The sequence below is a fragment of the Sphingomonas sp. GW821-FHT04B01 genome (genome assembly GCF_059420425.1).
Map to the genome: position 1 here is coordinate 55,843 of NZ_JBWKTR010000001.1, position 15,571 is coordinate 71,413.

15 protein-coding genes are annotated in these 15,571 nt (G+C 69.9%); 9 read left to right on the forward strand and 6 right to left on the reverse strand.

Annotated elements, in window-relative coordinates; genetic code table 11:
- The first annotated feature begins 58 nt into the window (after positions 1-58).
- Positions 59-823, forward strand: a complete 765-nt coding sequence (locus tag AC07UH_RS00315; RefSeq protein WP_495179733.1) for an ATP-binding cassette domain-containing protein — start codon at positions 59-61, stop codon at positions 821-823.
- Positions 820-2,355, forward strand: coding sequence for an ABC transporter permease/substrate-binding protein (locus AC07UH_RS00320; protein WP_495179732.1), 1,536 nt, complete (start codon positions 820-822; stop codon positions 2,353-2,355). The genes AC07UH_RS00315 and AC07UH_RS00320 overlap by 4 nt, the downstream gene beginning before the upstream one ends.
- Before the next feature lie 4 nt (positions 2,356-2,359).
- Here AC07UH_RS00320 and AC07UH_RS00325 read toward each other — a convergent pair whose 3' ends face one another.
- A complete protein-coding gene (locus AC07UH_RS00325; RefSeq protein WP_495179731.1) occupies positions 2,360-4,993 on the reverse strand; it encodes a TonB-dependent receptor in 2,634 nt (877 codons plus the stop codon).
- Between the two features lie 81 nt (positions 4,994-5,074).
- Positions 5,075-5,530, reverse strand: coding sequence for a MarR family winged helix-turn-helix transcriptional regulator (locus AC07UH_RS00330; protein WP_495179730.1), 456 nt, complete (start codon positions 5,528-5,530; stop codon positions 5,075-5,077).
- 80 nt (positions 5,531-5,610) lie between these two features.
- Between AC07UH_RS00330 and hppD the strand changes: the two genes are divergently transcribed.
- Genes hppD through AC07UH_RS00355 form a run of 5 tightly spaced genes read left to right on the forward strand, consistent with a single transcriptional unit; the run spans position 5,611 to position 10,049 of the window.
- On the forward strand, positions 5,611-6,690 hold the full coding sequence (gene hppD / locus AC07UH_RS00335) for a 4-hydroxyphenylpyruvate dioxygenase (protein ID WP_137899931.1): 1,080 nt from the start codon (positions 5,611-5,613) through the stop codon (positions 6,688-6,690).
- 42 nt (positions 6,691-6,732) lie between these two features.
- Complete coding sequence (gene hmgA, locus AC07UH_RS00340) at positions 6,733-8,049, forward strand: homogentisate 1,2-dioxygenase (protein WP_495179729.1); 1,317 nt, start codon at positions 6,733-6,735, stop codon at positions 8,047-8,049.
- On the forward strand, positions 8,046-8,675 hold the full coding sequence (gene maiA / locus AC07UH_RS00345; protein ID WP_495179728.1) for a maleylacetoacetate isomerase: 630 nt from the start codon (positions 8,046-8,048) through the stop codon (positions 8,673-8,675). The genes hmgA and maiA overlap by 4 nt, the downstream gene beginning before the upstream one ends.
- A complete protein-coding gene (locus AC07UH_RS00350) occupies positions 8,672-9,028 on the forward strand; it encodes a Rieske (2Fe-2S) protein (RefSeq protein ID WP_495179727.1) in 357 nt (118 codons plus the stop codon). The genes maiA and AC07UH_RS00350 overlap by 4 nt, the downstream gene beginning before the upstream one ends.
- A gap of 58 nt (positions 9,029-9,086) precedes the next feature.
- The gene (locus AC07UH_RS00355) at positions 9,087-10,049 is read left to right on the forward strand and encodes an alpha/beta fold hydrolase (protein WP_495179726.1); all 963 of its coding nucleotides are present in this window, start codon (positions 9,087-9,089) and stop codon (positions 10,047-10,049) included.
- A 398-nt stretch (positions 10,050-10,447) separates the two neighbouring features.
- Here AC07UH_RS00355 and AC07UH_RS00360 read toward each other — a convergent pair whose 3' ends face one another.
- Complete coding sequence (locus AC07UH_RS00360) at positions 10,448-10,969, reverse strand: gamma carbonic anhydrase family protein (protein WP_495179725.1); 522 nt, start codon at positions 10,967-10,969, stop codon at positions 10,448-10,450.
- A gap of 239 nt (positions 10,970-11,208) precedes the next feature.
- Here AC07UH_RS00360 and AC07UH_RS00365 point away from each other — a divergent pair, with 239 nt between their 5' ends.
- Positions 11,209-11,676 (forward strand): helix-turn-helix domain-containing protein, encoded by a 468-nt coding sequence (locus tag AC07UH_RS00365; RefSeq protein ID WP_245640743.1) that lies wholly within the window; start codon positions 11,209-11,211, stop codon positions 11,674-11,676.
- A gap of 219 nt (positions 11,677-11,895) precedes the next feature.
- Here AC07UH_RS00365 and AC07UH_RS00370 read toward each other — a convergent pair whose 3' ends face one another.
- Positions 11,896-12,126: a hypothetical protein gene (locus tag AC07UH_RS00370; protein WP_137899724.1), complete on the reverse strand. Its 231-nt coding sequence runs from the start codon at positions 12,124-12,126 to the stop codon at positions 11,896-11,898.
- A gap of 116 nt (positions 12,127-12,242) precedes the next feature.
- Between AC07UH_RS00370 and rarD the strand changes: the two genes are divergently transcribed.
- A complete protein-coding gene (rarD, locus tag AC07UH_RS00375; protein ID WP_495179724.1) occupies positions 12,243-13,130 on the forward strand; it encodes an EamA family transporter RarD in 888 nt (295 codons plus the stop codon).
- Here rarD and AC07UH_RS00380 read toward each other — a convergent pair.
- Positions 13,127-14,134: a PfkB family carbohydrate kinase gene (locus AC07UH_RS00380; protein WP_495179723.1), complete on the reverse strand. Its 1,008-nt coding sequence runs from the start codon at positions 14,132-14,134 to the stop codon at positions 13,127-13,129. The two genes, rarD and AC07UH_RS00380, sit on opposite strands and share 4 nt — an antisense overlap.
- Positions 14,135-14,144: 10 nt before the next feature.
- The gene (gene uxaC, locus AC07UH_RS00385; RefSeq protein WP_495179722.1) at positions 14,145-15,563 is read right to left on the reverse strand and encodes a glucuronate isomerase; all 1,419 of its coding nucleotides are present in this window, start codon (positions 15,561-15,563) and stop codon (positions 14,145-14,147) included.
- Positions 15,564-15,571 lie beyond the last annotated feature (8 nt).

Below are 15,571 nucleotides of genomic sequence, written 5' to 3' on the forward strand. Positions count from 1 at the left end.
CCTCTCCTGCCGTCCATTCATTGGACTTTGTAGCGGGCATCCCGCATCGTTCCGGACGATGCCAGCAGAATCGCTCCGTTTCGACGCCGTCAGCAAACGTTATGGCGAGACGCGGGCGGTCGACGGAGTCTCGCTGACGATCGCCGCGGGCAGCTTCGTCGCGCTGGTCGGCGCATCGGGATCGGGCAAGTCGACGCTGCTCCAGACGATCAACCGGTTGATCGAGCCGAGCGAGGGCCGCGTGCTGCTCGACGGCGAGGATGTCGCCGCCGGTCCCGCCCCGGCGCTGCGGCGGCGGATCGGATATGTCTTCCAGGGCATCGGCCTGTTCCCGCATATGACCGTCGCCGAAAATATCGGCATCGGCCCGCGCATTGCCGGCCTCCCCGCCACCGACGTCGACGCGCTGCTCGATCTCGTCGCGCTGCCCCGCGCCATCGCGGACCGGCTGCCCGAGGCGCTGTCGGGCGGCCAGCGCCAGCGCGTCGCCATCGCCCGCGCGCTCGCGCCCGGTGCCAAGCTGCTGCTGCTCGACGAGGCGTTCGGCGCGCTCGATCCGGTGACGCGCGACGCGCTCGGCAGCGAGATTCGCGCGCTGCACGACCGGCTAGGTCTCACCACGATCCTCGTCACGCACGACATGGCCGAGGCGCTGCTGCTCGCCGACCGCGTGCTGGTGATGCAGGCGGGGCGGATCGTCGCCGATGCGACGCCCGCCGACCTGCTCCATGGCGATGGCGGCGCAGCGGCGCAGGCGCTGGTCGCGGTGCCGCGCGATCAGGCCGAACGGCTGCGCGGGATCGCGCGGGAGCAAGCGGCATGAGCGCCTTCCTCGATGCGCTCGGCCGGGTGCCGCCACTGCTTGCGCAACATGTGCTGCTGTCGGCGGCGGCGCTGCTGCTCGGCATCGCGATCAGCCTGCCGCTCGCCATCATCGCCGCGCGCCGGCCGCGCACCGGCCGCGTCATCCTCGGCTTCGCCAGCCTCGTCCAGACCGTCCCCAGCCTCGCGCTGCTCGCGCTCTTCTATCCGCTGCTACTCTGGCTGTCGGCGCTGATCGGCGGCGGCATCCCGGCATTGGGCTTCCTGCCGTCGCTGATCGCGCTGACGCTCTATGCGCTGCTACCGATCATCCGCAACGGCGTCGCTGGGCTGACCGGAATCGATCCGGCCGTGCGACAGGCGGCCAAAGCGGTCGGCATGACGCCCGCGCAGACGCTGCGGCTGGTCGAGGCGCCTTTGGTCGCGCCGGTGCTGATCGCCGGCATCCGCACCGCCGCGGTGTGGACGATCGGCGCGGCGACGCTGTCGACCACCGTCGGCCAGCCGAGCCTTGGCGACATGATCTTCGCCGGCCTGCAGACGCAGAATTGGGCGCTGGTGCTTGCCGGCTGTTTCGCCGCGGCGGGACTGGCGCTTGCCGTCGACGCGCTGATCGGCCTGATCGAGCGCGGTATCGCGCATCGCCGCCGCGCCGTGTGGCTCGGCGCGACGCTCGTACTGGTGGCCGGCCTGCTCGCCGCGACCGCGCCGCTCTGGCAGCGCGGCGGCGACAAGGTGGTGACGGTCGGCGCGAAGAATTTTTCCGAACAATATATCCTCGCCCGGCTGATCGGCGACCGGCTGACCCGCGCCGGTTATACCGTCCGCTATCGCGACGGCCTCGGCTCGGCGGTGATCTATGGCGCGCTGACCAGCGGCGATATCGACGTCTATGTCGATTATGCCGGCACGCTGTGGACCGGTGCGATGCGGCGCAGCGACGTCCCCGACCCCAAGGCGATGGCCGCCGCGATCGGCCGCTGGACGCAGGCGAGCAGCGGTGTGCGGCTGGTCGGATCGCTCGGCTTCGAGAACGCCTATGCCTTCGCGATGCGCGGCGACGACGCACGGCGCCGCGGCATCGCCAGCCTGTCCGACCTCGTCGGTGCGGCGCCCGCCTTGCGCTTCGGCAGCGATCTCGAGTTCCTCGAACGTCCCGAATGGGCGGCGGTACGCCACGCCTATCCGCTGCGCTTCGCGGCGGCGACGCCCTATGCGCCGACCTTCATGTATCGCGCGCTGGCGAGCGGCGAGGCGGACGTGATCTCCGCTTTCTCGTCGGACGGGCGGATCGCGGCCGACCGGCTGACGGTGCTGACCGACCCGAAACACGCGATCCCGAGTTACGATGCCTTGCTGCTCGTCGCACCGGCACGCGCGGGGGACGCCGCCTTCACCGCCGCGCTGGCGCCGCTGGTCGGGCGTATCCCGGTCGCCGCGATGCGCGAGGCGAATTATCAGGTCGATCGCGACGCCGGCAAGCGCACCCCTGAGCAAGCGGCGGCGTGGCTGGCGCGGCGACTGGGGCTTTAGGTCCTCAGAAGAACAGTTTGCGGAGGCTCAGCCGCACCGTCCGGCCAAGCGGGTCGAGGTAATCGGACTGGTAGCTGATCGGCGTCACGCCCGCCGCATCGCGAACGGTCTGGCGGGTGTTGAGGATGTTGTCGACCGACAGCGTCACGCGCGCGCCGCGCACCCAGGGATGCGCCTTGACCAGCTTCAGTTGCTGGCCGAGGTCCGCGAACAGCCGCAGATTGGCGGTGGCAAGGCCGGAGAAGCGCAGCGTCTGCGGATTGGCCGACGTCCCGCCGTTGACGCGGGTGCCGGTGGCGTAATCGGCGGACAGGCGCACGCCGATGCCGTTGTTCGAATAGCCGGCCTGCGCCTCGAATTCGTGCCGCGGCTGGCCACCGCTCGATCCGGTCGCATCGCCGTTGAGCAGGTCGAGCAGCGGCCCGCCGTTCGCGACGGTGACGCGCTCGGTGAGATGCCACGTATGGTAAAGCGCGAACTGGATACGCCCGCCGCCCTGACCGCCGCGACCGCCGCCGAAGCCACGACCACCACCGCCACCGAAGCCGCGCCCGCCGCCGCCCGGCGGTGGACCATCGGCACCGGCCGGCGGCGGCGGGGGGGCGCCATCGGCACCCGGCGGTGGTGGCGGCGGCGCACCCTCCGCACCCGGTGACGGCGGACCGCCGTCGGCGCTGGCCCGCGCCCCGCCGAACCGCCCGCCCCCGCCGGGAAAGCGCATGCCGGCGAAGGGGTTGGGACCGGTACCCGCACGAAACGCTTCGAGCTCTTTCTGCACCTTCGACTTGATCGGCCTGGAGAAGTTGATCCCCCAGCGGAACTGCTCGCTCACCGCACGCGCGAAATTGATCGGGCGGGCGTCGAGCCGAGTGAGATCGCCCGCCGCGTCGCGGGTGAAGCGATCGGGAAATGCCGCCTCGATCGCCGCGGTCGGCGACGGGAAGGACTGGATCGGGTTGCGCGTGTCCTGCTTGGTGTACGTGCCGATCAGCGTCAGGTCCTTGTCGCTCCACGGCTTGAGCGTCACGCCGAGCCGGGTGACGCGGCGGCTGCTCGACCGCAGGTCGGGATTGCCGCCGCTGATCGTCGTCACCGTCACCGTCTGGCCGCTGACATAATCGAAGACGCGTGCGTTGGGCGTCTCCACCGTCGGGTTGCCGAGCTGCGTCGCGGTCGGCGCGACATCCTGCTGGTTGATCGATCCGATCACCCGCAGGCTGTCGATCGGTCCCCAGTTCACGCCATAACCATAAGCGGTCAGCGTGCCGAAATCGGAAAGCTGGTTGATCGCGGCATTGCCGTTGACCGACAGGTTGCCGAGCCAGCCGAGCACGGCGCGCGAGCGGCTGGCGATCGGCACGTCGATGTTGACGCGACCGTTGACCGCGTCGCGCGACACGCTGCCGCTGCTTATCCGCTCGCCGAAGGACGCGCTGGTGAAATCGCTGGTCTGCGCGCCGATCCGGATCGCGGTGGAGACGTCGCCCGCGGGCAGCGTGAACAGCGGACCGTTGGCGAGCGCTTCGAGGTCGCCGGTGTTCGACGTCGAACGCGCACGATTGTCGGGCGTGGTGACGCCGGTCTGCGTGTCGGTGCGGTTTTCCGCGCGGTCGTAGGCGCCGGTCACCGTCCAGAGCCAGCGCGGGCTCAGCCGGCCGTTGAGGCTGGTGCCGAGATGCGCGGTGATACCGTTGCTGCGCTGGGTCAGCGCGTCGCTGATCGGCTGGCCCGACGCGTCGAGCTGCCGCCCGAATTGGCCGACGGTCTGCGTCGCGGTCAGCTCGCCGTTTAAGGTGGCGCTGACGTCGCCGATCGGCCGCGCATAGGTGGCGTTGGTGCCGAAGCTGCGGCTGAACGGCTGGAGGGTGCGATACGGCCGCTGGTCGTAGCCGGGCGTCGCGCCTTCGGTCGTCGCGACGCTGATATCGCGTTCCGCTTCGGTCAGCGCCGAACTCTGCGTGTATTTGCTGTGGATGTTGAGCCGCGAGCCGTTGCGGATCGTCAGCAGGTCGAGGTCGCCCTGCGGACTGTTCGTGCCCCCCTCGGTCGGGGCCTTGTCGGCCAGTTCGACCGTGGTCGACCGGAAGCGGCGGCGCAGCACGAAATTCACCACCTTCTGGTCGGCGGTATAGCCGTATTTGAGCGCCACCTCCTCGGGCAGGATGTCGACGCGCAGGATCGCCTCGGTCGGGATGTCGCGGATTTCCTGGAAGCCCGAGATGCGCTTGCCGTCGAGCAGCACCACCGGCGCGCCGCCCGCGCCGCTGCGCGTCTGCGGCGCGAGCTCGGTGAGCAGGTCGGAGACGCTGCTGACGCCATAGCTGCGCACGTCGGCCGGGCTGAGCACCTGTTCGGCGGGAATGTCGCCGACCACCGAGCCGGGCGGCCGGCGGCCGGTGACGACGATGTCGCTATCCTCTTCTTCGGTCTCCGCCGCCGGCGTCGTCTGCGCGGCGGGCGTGGCCTCCGTTGCGGTCGGCGTGGTGGATTGCGCCGCCGGCGTGGCCGTCGCGGGGGCCTCCGCCGCGGTCGGCGCGGCCTGGGGCTGGGTTGGGGCGGCGGTCGGCGCAGGCGCCTGCTGCGCGGTCGCCAGCGCCGGCCAGCTCACCGCCATCATCATCACCACCGCGACACGCATACCGAATACCCTTTGAACACTCCGGCTGCTGCTAATCGGCAATTGTCGCATAATTGTGCCGGCGGGAGGATCGACCGTGGCTTATCTGCCGATATCCAGCGTCACGCTCTCGATCCGCCGCAGCATCGCGACGAATTGCGCGACCTCTTGCGGGTCGAAGACGTCGAAGATACGGCTTTCGAGGTCGAGCGCCTTGGGCGCCACCACGGCATAGAGGTCGCGGCCGGCATCGGTGAGTTCGAGCAGGTGCGAGCGCCGATCCTCCGGATTGTCGCGCCGCGCAAGCAGGCCGCGGCCGACCAATGCGATCGCGGCGCGGCTCACCGTCACCTTGTCCATCAGCGTCTTGGCGCCGATCGCCTGCTGGGTGATGCCGCCGGTCTCGGCGATGACCGCGACCAGCCGCCATTCGGGGATCGTCAGCCCGAACAGCGATTCATAGGCCCGTGCGATCGAGTCGCTGACCAGATTGGAGGTCACCGACAGTCGATAGGGAATGAAGTCGTCGAGGACGAGGCGGCGGACGGACGAGGCCATGCGGTTTCGTATCAGTTGACACCAGTTTGGCAATGCCGCAAAGATTTGGTAACAGACGATACCATTTCGGAGCTGCTGCCATGTCCGACCTTTCGGCCGACCAGATCGACGTCAACCCGATGGGGCTCGACGGCTTCGAATTCTGCGAATTCACTTCGCCCGATCCGGATGCGCTTGCCGCGCAGTTCGAGGCGCTGGGCTTCGTCGCCGCCGCGACGCACCCGACTAAGGCGTTGACCCGCTACAAGCAGGGCAGGATCAACCTGCTGCTCAACCGCGAACCGACCGGCCACGCCGCCGACTTCCGTGCAGCACACGGGCCGTCGGCGAGCGCGATGGCGTTCCGCGTCGCGGATGCGCAGGCCGCTTACGACGCGGCGATCGCGCGCGGTGCCAAGCCGGCGCCGGCCGGTGCGGCGCTGGAGGGTTTGCCCGCGCTGGAAGGGATCGGCGGGTCGCTGCTCTATCTCGTCGATCGCCATGGTGCGACGGGCAGCGTCTACGACGATTGGGATCAGGTTCCCGGCGCCGCCGAGGCGGAGGCGGCCAATTCCGTCGGACTCGACGTGCTCGACCACCTCACCCACAACGTCCGCCGCGGCCAGATGCGGACGTGGTCAGCCTTCTACGGCCAGATCTTCGGCTTCGAGGAGCAGAAGTATTTCGACATCAAGGGCAAGGCGACGGGTCTGTTCAGCCAGGCGATGATCGCGCCCGATCGCGCGATCCGCATCCCGCTCAACGAGAGCCAGGACGACAAGAGCCAGATCGAGGAATTCATCCGCGATTACAATGGCGAGGGCATCCAGCATCTCGCGCTGACCACCGACGATATCTACGCGACGGTCGAGAAGCTGCGCGCCCGCGGCGTCAAGCTGCAGGACACGATCGAGACCTATTACGAGCTGGTCGACAAGCGCGTGCCGAATCATGGCGAGGATCTGGAACGGCTGCGCGCCAACCGCATTCTGATCGACGGCAACGTCGGCGAGGAGGGATTGCTGTTGCAGATCTTCACCGAGACGATGGTCGGGCCGATCTTCTTCGAGATCATCCAGCGCAAGGGCAATGAGGGCTTCGGCAACGGCAATTTCCAGGCGCTGTACGAGTCGATCGAGCTGGACCAGATCCGTCGCGGGGTGATTACCGTCGACGCATGAGTTTGCGGACGGGGTGGTGGAGCAGGAGAGGACGCTAAAACAATGACAGTCCACCACCCCGGGAGCGAGGCCGACTTTATTCCCGGCTTCGGCAATCACGTTTCCACCGAAGCGGTCGCCGGCGCGCTGCCGATCGGTCGCAACGCGCCGCAGCGGCCCGCCTTCGGCCTGTATGCCGAGCAGCTCAGCGGCACCGCCTTCACCGCGCCGCGGCACGAGAACCGCCGTTCGTGGCTCTACCGGATGCGGCCGACCGCCGAGCATCCGCCTTACGTGCGCTATGAAAGCGCGCAGTGGTTCGCCCCCGGCACCACCAATGCGCCGCTCGCCCCCAACCGGCTGCGCTGGGACCCGTGCCCCGATGCACCGGCGGGCACCGACCTGATCGACGGCATGACGACGATGCTCGCCAACCGCGATCCCGCCGATCTCGAAGGCGTGGCGCTCCACGTCTATGCCGCCAATGCCGACATGACCGCGCGCGTCTTCACCGATGCCGACGGCGAGTTGCTGTTCGTGCCGCAGGAGGGGCGGCTCGAACTGTTGACCGAGCTTGGCCGGATGATGGTCGCGCCCGGCCAGATCGCGTTGATCCCGCGCGGCGTGCGCTTCCGCGCGCTGCTGCCCGACGGCAGCGCCAAAGGCTATGTCTGCGAGAATCACGGCAGCCTGTTCCGGCTGCCCGACCTCGGCCCGATCGGCGCCAACGGCCTCGGCAACCCGCGCGATTTCGAGACGCCGGTCGCCTGGTTCGAGGATCGCGACGAACCGACCGAGGTAATCCAGAAGTTCATGGGATCGCTGTGGACGACGACGCTCGATCACAGCCCGCTCGACGTGGTGGCGTGGCACGGCAATCTCGCGCCGTGGCGCTACGACCTCGCGCGGTTCAACACGATCAACACGGTGAGCTTCGACCATCCCGACCCCTCGATCTTCACGCTGCTGACCAGCCCGAGCGACGTGCCGGGCCGCGCCAATGCCGATTTCGTCATCTTCCCGCCGCGCTGGATGGTCGCCGAGGACACGTTCCGGCCGCCCTGGTTCCATCGCAACGTCATGTCCGAGGCGATGGGGCTGATCACCGGCGCCTATGACGCCAAGGCGCACGGCTTCGCGCCGGGCGGGATCAGCCTCCACAATCTGATGGCCGGCCACGGCCCCGATCTGGCGAGCTGGCAGGGCGCCTCCGCCGCCGAGCTCAAGCCGCACAAGATTGACGGCACGATGGCGTTCATGCTGGAAAGCTGCTGGCCCTACCGGCCGACCCGCCACGCGCTCGACCATGCCCAGCTCGATTACGACGCGGTGTGGGCGGACTTCCCCAAGGCGGTGCTGCCGCAAAGCCCGGCGGCGTGATCCTTCACGGCTATTGGCGCTCGGGCGCCGCCTATCGGGTGCGGATCGCGCTGGCGCTGAAGGGGCTGGCCTATGAGCAGGTCAACCACGACCTGCGCACCGGCGGACAGGCCGACCCGGCCTATGCCGCGCTCAACCCGCAGCGGCTGGTGCCGGCGCTGGAGGTCGACGGCCTCGTCCTGACGCAGAGCGTCGCGATCCTCGAATGGCTCGACGAGCGTTTCCCGTCGCCGCCGCTGCTGCCCGGCGATCCCGACGGCCGGGCGATCGTCCGCGCGATGGTGGCGACGCTCGCCACCGATGTCCACCCGCTCCACAATCTGCGCACGCTGAAGGCGCTGCGGCAGGATTTCGACGCGTCGGAACCGCAGGTCAACGCGTGGATGGCGCATTGGATGACCGATGGCTTCGCGGCGATCGAGGCGCTGATCGCGCGCCACGGCGGCGATTTCGCTTATGGCGACGCACCGACGCTCGCCGATTGCGTCACCGTGCCGGCGCTCTATTCGGCGGTCCGGTTCGGGGTGGATACCGGCCCCTACCCCCGCCTCGTCGCCACGGCCTCGCGGACCGCGGCGCGCGCCGAAGCCGCCCACCCCAGCCGCCAGCCCGACGCCGACGCGTGAGCGAACGCCTGTCCGCCACCCCCGCCGGCGTTGCGCTGGCGCCGCTCGCCGAGATCGCCGACGGCAAGGCGCGCAATTTCGTGCTCCAGATGCGCGCCGGGCGCTTCCACGGCTTCGTCGTCCGCCGCGGCGACGGCGTCGTCGGCTATGTCGACCGCTGCCCGCATGCCGGCGTGCCGCTGGCGCAGACGCTGGACGATTATCTGACCCCCGCCGGCGATCTGATCGCGTGCAGCTGGCACGGCGCGCTGTTCACGCTCGACGAGGGGCTGTGCGTGGGCGGTCCGTGCCTCGGCCAGCGGCTCGGCGCGTGGCCGGTCGCGGTGGTCGACGGTGTCGTCACGACCGCCTGACAAATCGCCCGCCGCTGCTACACTCCGCCGCTGGCGCGGGGGTTGAGGAGGCACGGAGATGATCGGCGGGACACGCTGGAGCCTGGCGGGTTTGATCGGGGCGTCCGCCCTCGGCGCGGGCGGGATCGGCCTGTCGCTCTATTCCGAGCGGGTGGCACGCGCGGCGGAGCGGCTGGTGCCGCAGGACGGCCGCCACCTTCAGGTCGAGGGCGCCCGGCTCCATTACGTCGACCGCGGCAGCGGGCCGGCGATCGTCATGGTCCACGGCCTCGGCGGGCAATTGCGCAACTTCAGCTACGGCATGCTCGCGCCGCTCGCCGCCGACCATCGCGTCATCCTCGTCGACCGGCCGGGTTCGGGCTATTCGGTCGCCGACGACGGGGGCGAGCCCGGCATCGCCGCGCAGGCGGCGATCCTCGGCCGGTTCATCGATCTACTCGGCATCGAGCGGCCGCTGGTCGTCGGCCATTCGCTGGGCGGTGCGCTGGCGCTGTCGCTCGCCATCCAGCGGCCCGAGCTGGTCCGCGGCCTCGCGCTGATCGCCCCGCTCACCCAGCCGCAGGACGACGTGCCCGAGGCGTTCAAGGGACTGGCGGCGATCCCGCCGGGGGTGCGCCGGCTGTTCGCGCAGACGATCGCGACGCCGCTCAGCCGGTTGACCGCCGAGCGCACGCTGGCGGCGGTGTTCGCGCCGGAGGCGCCGCCCGCCGACTTCGTCACCCGCGGCGGCGGCGCCTTGTCGCAGCGACCCGCCAATATCGCCGCCGCCGCCGCCGACCTCGCCGCCGCGGCGCAGGAGATCGAGGGGATTGTGGCGCACTATCCGTCGCTGACGGTACCGACCGCGATCCTGTTCGGCCGCGACGACGCGATCCTCGACCCGGTCCGCCATGGCGAGCGCACCGCGGCGATCATTCCGGGCGCGCGGATCGCGATCGTGCCGGGTGGCCATATGATCCCGATCACCGCGCCGGAGGCGACGGCCCGGTTCGTGCGCGAGGCCTCCGCCAATTGTGGCTGAATTGGGGCAACGTGGACAAGATGGACACCTGAACGGAAACGATCGTGGGTCATCGTTTCCGTTTTGGTGATGATGTGCGGGGCCGGGCTGAACGCCATCGTTCGTACTCCCGCCAAGGTGAGGCGCTTTGTCCGGTTCGCTCGGATGCTAATCCTTCCGTGTTCCTGCGGACGCAGGAACCCAGGGTCATGCCGAACAACGTCTGACGGCGTCCGGAACCCTGGGCTCCCGCCTTCGCGGGAGTACTGGAGGGGCTTGGGACGGTCGTGGGTTTGCAGGAGCCGGATGGGAAGCAGCCCCCCGGACGCACGCAGGCGACGCGACTCGGCGGTGAGAAAGAGCGGGCGAAGCCTAGCATGCGCCGTTTCGTGTAGGACAGCGCCGACGCCGCCGCGGCATCACACCGGGGTCAGTTCCGCGGCATAGCGGCGGGCGTTGGCGACATAAGTCGCGGCGGACAGGCGCAGGCCGGCGATCTCCGCCGCGGTCAGCGGGCGGACGAGGCGGGCGGGGGCGCCGACGATCAGCGATCCGTCGGGGAAGACCTTGCCCTCGGTGACCAGGGCGTTGGCACCGACGATCGAATCCGCGCCGATCGCCGCGCGGTTGAGCAAAGTCGCGCCCATGCCGATCAGGCTGCGGTCGCCGACGTTGGCGCCGTGAACGATGGCGTGGTGGCCGACGGTGACCTCGCGACCGATCGTCGTCGGTACGCCGGGGTCGGCATGGATCATCGCGCCGTCCTGGATATTGCTCTCGTCGCCGACGGTGATCGGGTCGTTGTCGCCGCGCAGCACCGCGCCGAACCACACCGAGGCGCGGGCGCCGAGCACGACCCGGCCGATCACCTGCGCGCCCGGCGCGACATAGGCTGCCTCGCCCAGCTGCGGTGCGACGTCACCCAATGCGTAACAGGCCATCGATCGCCTCCCCGCCGCGGTCGGTGCGACACGGCTTGTGCCCGATGCGATAATGGCACATCATCGCCCGCGTCCAGTCCAGCAAGGCCGTGACAGCGGCCTCTGGTAGCGTTAGCAGTACGAGTCGTACGGGACGGATCGCCAAGGGTGGCGGCCGCCGGGCCGGACAGCGACGTAGCGGCTTGATTTCGGAATTGCGCGGGTTATGCCCTGCTGCGTCTACGGGAGCGACGAACACGATGGGTGCCGGGTTACGCGACGATTTCACTTTTTCGGGTTCGGACGCCGCTAGCAAGACGTTCGCCGGCCTGCCGGTGCCGCCGGTGATCGACGGACAGGATCCCGAGGCCGCCGCGCTTGCGTCGCTGGCGTCGAGCATCGCCGCCGCGCGCCGCAAGCTCGGCACGCATCTGGAAGCCTCGCTGTTCGCCAATCCGGGGCTCGACATCATGCTGTTCCTGTTCGCCGAGGGGATCAACGGCGCGACGGTGACGACCAACGCCTGCTGCGCCGCCGCCGGCGTGCCGCGCACCACCGCGCTGCGCTGGATCAAGCTGTTGCAGGACCGCGGACTGGTCGACGGCAGCGACGACGTCAGCGACCGCCGCGTGACGATGCTGGCGCTGAGCCCGCAGGGTCGCACGACGATCCGCACCTGGCTCGGCGAGATCGCCGCGCTGCCGCTGCGCGGGATCGAACAGCGGTAACCAGCGCGTGTAGCTGTCTCCGCGGTGATATCGGAGCAGCACAGTGTTCCTGCGAACGCAGGAACCCAGGGCCAAGCAGAATAACGGCTGACGACGTGCGCGACTCCTGGGCTCCTGCGTTCGCAGGAGCACTGGTGGAGTGTCGCGGAACGTTCGCAGGAGCAGGGCGCCAGTTGGGGGACGCTCGCTCCGAATCACCGGGCGTTCGGGACCGCCCCCTTATCCCGCGATGACGATCGGGTAGCGGAGGCGGAGGTCGTCGGCGATGCGTTCGATCGTGTCGTTCTCGCCGGCCGCGCCGGTCGGCGTCACCGACCAGTTGCAATGCGGATGCGTCGCCGGGTCGTAGAGGCGGATCTCGCCGAGCACCAGGCGCCAGCGGCGACGGTTGCCGCCGGCCAGCTTCACCAGCGTCGAGAGGAAGAGGTCGTGGAGCATGGCGCTGGTCATGCCGCCCGCCCTAGCTTGCTGCGCCGGCGAGGAAAAGCGCCGGGGCAAGGCGCGGCAGCGCCACCACCAAGCACGGCTTTGTTGCGTTGCCGCAACGGGCGTCGCAGGGAGGGCATATGGCGCATTCCTCCGACGCGCGCGCGGGCCTGTTCTACGGCATCGGCGCCTATACCCTGTGGGGGCTGCTGCCCCTGTATCTGCATCTGTTGACCGCGGTGCCGCCGGCGCAGGTGCTGGCCAACCGCATCCTGTGGTCGCTGCTGCTGCTGCTCGCGATCGTCGCGGCGACGCGGCGGCTGCGGACGCTGGTCGCGGCGGCGCGCGGGCGGGTGCTGGCGATGCTGGTGGCGAGCGCGGCGCTGATCGGGATCAACTGGTTCGTCTATATCTGGTCGGTGACCAACGCGCATCTGGTGGAGGCGAGCCTCGGCTATTTCATCAACCCGCTGCTCAACGTCGCGCTCGGCATGCTGCTGCTCGGCGAGCGGCTCAACCGGTTGCAGGTGGCGGCAGTGGGCGTGGCGGCGCTGGGCGTCGCGATCTTCGCCGCGGGCGGCGGCGGGGCCTTGTGGGTGTCGCTGGTGCTGGCGCTGAGCTTCGGCTTCTACGGGCTGATCCGCAAGGTGGCGGCGATCGACGCGCTCGGCGGGCTGACGATGGAGACGCTGATCCTCGCGCCGTTCGCGCTGGTCGTACTGGTGCAGGCGAACCACAGCGGCACGGCGGCGTTCGGGCACGACCGGACGCTCGACCTGCTGCTGGTGCTCGCCGGGCCGGTGACCGCGGCGCCGCTGCTGCTGTTCGCCGCGGGCGCGCGGCGGCTGCGCTATACGACGGTCGGGCTGCTCCAGTTCATCGCGCCGACGTTGCAGTTCCTGCTGGCGGTGCTGGTCTATCGCGAGCCGGTCCGCGCGACGCAGCTCGCCACCTTCGCGCTGATCTGGCTCGGCTGCGGCCTCTATGCGTGGAGCAGCATCCGCGCGGCGCGGGCGCTGCCCGCCTAGCGGCGGACGTCGAGGCCGCCGGCGAGATAGGCGTCGATATCGGCCTGGCGGAACAGCGCGGCGTCGCCGGGCAGCGAATGTTTGAGCGCGGTGAGCGCGAGGCCGGTCGCCGCCGCGGCACCGATGTCGCCGCCACGGCGCAGCGCGTGCAGCACGCCGCTGGCGAAGGCGTCGCCGCCGCCGATCCGGTCGACGATGCCGGCCAGCGTCACCTCCCCGGTCTGGGCGTGGCCGTCGCGGGTGTCGACGCGCGCCGAGATGCGGTGGAGGTCGACGTTCTCGACATGGCGCGCGGTCGAGGCGATCGTCCGCAATTTGGGGAAAGCGGCGAAGGCGGCCTCGGCGGCGTCGCGGCGGCGATCCTCGCCGTCATGGCCCGCGAAGTCGCGGTCGAGCAGCAGCGCGATGTCGCGGTGGTTGCCGAAGAGGAGGTAGGCGTGCTCGACCAGTTGCGTCAGGATGGCGCGGGGATCGCCGTCCCAGCGCTCCCACAATTTGGCGCGGTAATTGCCGTCGAACGAGATCGGGATGCCGCGCGCGGCGGCGGCGCGGACGGCGGCGATCGCGCTCTCCGCCGGCACCGGGCCGAGCGCCGGGGTGATGCCGGAGAGGTGGAACCAGTCGACGCCGTCGAGCAGGGCGTCCCAGTTCCATGCCGACACCGGCGCCGCCGCGAAGCTGGAATAGGCGCGGTCGTAGATCACCTCGGTGGCGCGCAGGCCGGCGCCCGAGGTGACGAAATAAAGGCCCATCCGCTCGCCGGCGCGCGCGATCCGGCGGGTGTCGACGCCGTGGCCGCGCAGCGTCGCGATCGCCGAGCGGCCGAGGTCGTTGTCGGGGACGATGCTGGCGAGGGCGACGTCATGGTCGAGCCGGGCGAGCGCGGTGGCGACGTTCGCCTCGGCGCCGGCGACCCAGACGTCGAACTTCGGCGTCTGCAACAGCAATTCGCGGCCCGGGGGCGACAGGCGCAGCATGATCTCGCCGAATGCCAGGAATGTCATGCGCGCCTCCTCAGCGATCGATGCGATAGGCGCGGCGGACGAGGCCGCTGGTCAGCTCCTGCGCCAGCTCCGCCGCCTCCCACTCGGCGAGGCGATGCTCGGCGACGAGGCGGGCGAGGAAGCCGCAGTCGATCCGCCGCGCGACGTCGTGCCGCGCCGGGATCGACAGGAAGGCGCGGGTGTCGTCGTTGAAGCCGACGGTGTTGTAGAAGCCCGCGGTCTCGGTAGTCATCTCGCGGAAGCGGCGCATGCCTTCCGGACTGTCGTGGAACCACCAGGCGGGGCCGAGCTTGAGGCAGGGATAATGGCCGGCGAGCGGCGCCAGTTCGCGGGCGTAGACGCTCTCGTCGAGCGTGAAGAGGATGATCGATAGGTCGGTCGAGGTGCCGAACCGGTCGAGCAGCGGCTTGAGCGCATGGACGTAATCGGTGCGGCCGGGAATGTCGGCGCCCTTGTCGCGGCCGTGGCTGGCGAACAGGCCGGCATTGTGGTTGCGGACGCTGCCGGGATGGATCTGCATCACCATGCCGTCCTCGACGCTCATCCCCGCCATTTCGGTGAGCATCTGGGCGCGGAACAGCTCGGCATCGGCGGGGGTCCAGTCGCCGCCGGTGATGCGCGCGAACAGCGCCTCGCATTCCGCGGCGGAGAGGTTGGCGGTGGCGGCGGTGGGGTGGCCGTGGTCGGTGGCGGTGGCACCGGCGGCGCGGAAGTCGGCGCGGCGCTTGCGGTGCGCGGCGAGATAGCCCTGCCAGCTGTAGACGTCCTCGCCGGTCAGTTCGCCGAAGCGGCGCAGCGCACCGGCGAATTGCTCGTGCTCGACGTCGATGACGCCATCGGGGCGGTAGGTGGTGACGACGCGGCCGGTCCAGCCGCTCGCGCGAATGCGGTGGTGCGCATCGAGGCTGTCGTGTGCGCCCTCGGTGGTGGCGAGGAAGTCGATGCGGAACCGGTCGAACAGCGCGCGCGGGCGGAAGGCGTCGGTCGCCAGTCTCTCGGCGATCGCGTCGTAATAGAGATCGGCAGTGGCGGGCCCGAACGCGACGGTCATGCCGAACACGTCGGCGAAGACGTGGTCGAGCCACATCCGCGACGGCGTGCCGCGGAACAGATGGTAATGATCGGCGAGCAGCCGCCACGCGGCGCGGCGGTCGGCGGTCGCCGTGCCGTCGGCACGCGGGATCGCCAGCGCGTCGAGATCGATGCCCTGGCTGTAGAGCATGCGGAACAGATAATGGTCGGGGGCGAGCAGCAGCGTCGTCGCGTCGGTCCATGGCCGGTCGTCGGCGAACCAAATCGGGTCGGTATGGCCGTGCGGGCTGACGATCGGGAGATCGGCGATTTCCGCATAGAGCGTGCGCGCGATGCCGCGCGTCGTCGGGTCGGCGGGGAAGAGCCGGTCGGGGTGCAATTCCAGGCTGCGGGTCATGCGCTGTC

What these genes read in the sequence shown, in the direction of transcription:
- uxaC (WP_495179722.1), bottom strand. Translation starts at nt 15,563, where the DNA reads ATGACCCGCAGCCTGGAATTGCACCCCGACCGGCTCTTCCCCGCCGAC.
- AC07UH_RS00320 (WP_495179732.1), top strand. Translation starts at nt 820, where the DNA reads ATGAGCGCCTTCCTCGATGCGCTCGGCCGGGTGCCGCCACTGCTTGCG.
- AC07UH_RS00355 (WP_495179726.1), top strand. Translation starts at nt 9,087, where the DNA reads ATGATCGGCGGGACACGCTGGAGCCTGGCGGGTTTGATCGGGGCGTCC.
- AC07UH_RS00365 (WP_245640743.1), top strand. Translation starts at nt 11,209, where the DNA reads ATGGGTGCCGGGTTACGCGACGATTTCACTTTTTCGGGTTCGGACGCC.
- AC07UH_RS00380 (WP_495179723.1), bottom strand. Translation starts at nt 14,134, where the DNA reads ATGACATTCCTGGCATTCGGCGAGATCATGCTGCGCCTGTCGCCCCCG.
- AC07UH_RS00370 (WP_137899724.1), bottom strand. Translation starts at nt 12,126, where the DNA reads ATGACCAGCGCCATGCTCCACGACCTCTTCCTCTCGACGCTGGTGAAG.
- AC07UH_RS00315 (WP_495179733.1), top strand. Translation starts at nt 59, where the DNA reads ATGCCAGCAGAATCGCTCCGTTTCGACGCCGTCAGCAAACGTTATGGC.
- AC07UH_RS00330 (WP_495179730.1), bottom strand. Translation starts at nt 5,530, where the DNA reads ATGGCCTCGTCCGTCCGCCGCCTCGTCCTCGACGACTTCATTCCCTAT.
- AC07UH_RS00360 (WP_495179725.1), bottom strand. Translation starts at nt 10,969, where the DNA reads ATGGCCTGTTACGCATTGGGTGACGTCGCACCGCAGCTGGGCGAGGCA.
- hmgA (WP_495179729.1), top strand. Translation starts at nt 6,733, where the DNA reads ATGACAGTCCACCACCCCGGGAGCGAGGCCGACTTTATTCCCGGCTTC.
- AC07UH_RS00325 (WP_495179731.1), bottom strand. Translation starts at nt 4,993, where the DNA reads ATGCGTGTCGCGGTGGTGATGATGATGGCGGTGAGCTGGCCGGCGCTG.
- rarD (WP_495179724.1), top strand. Translation starts at nt 12,243, where the DNA reads ATGGCGCATTCCTCCGACGCGCGCGCGGGCCTGTTCTACGGCATCGGC.
- hppD (WP_137899931.1), top strand. Translation starts at nt 5,611, where the DNA reads ATGTCCGACCTTTCGGCCGACCAGATCGACGTCAACCCGATGGGGCTC.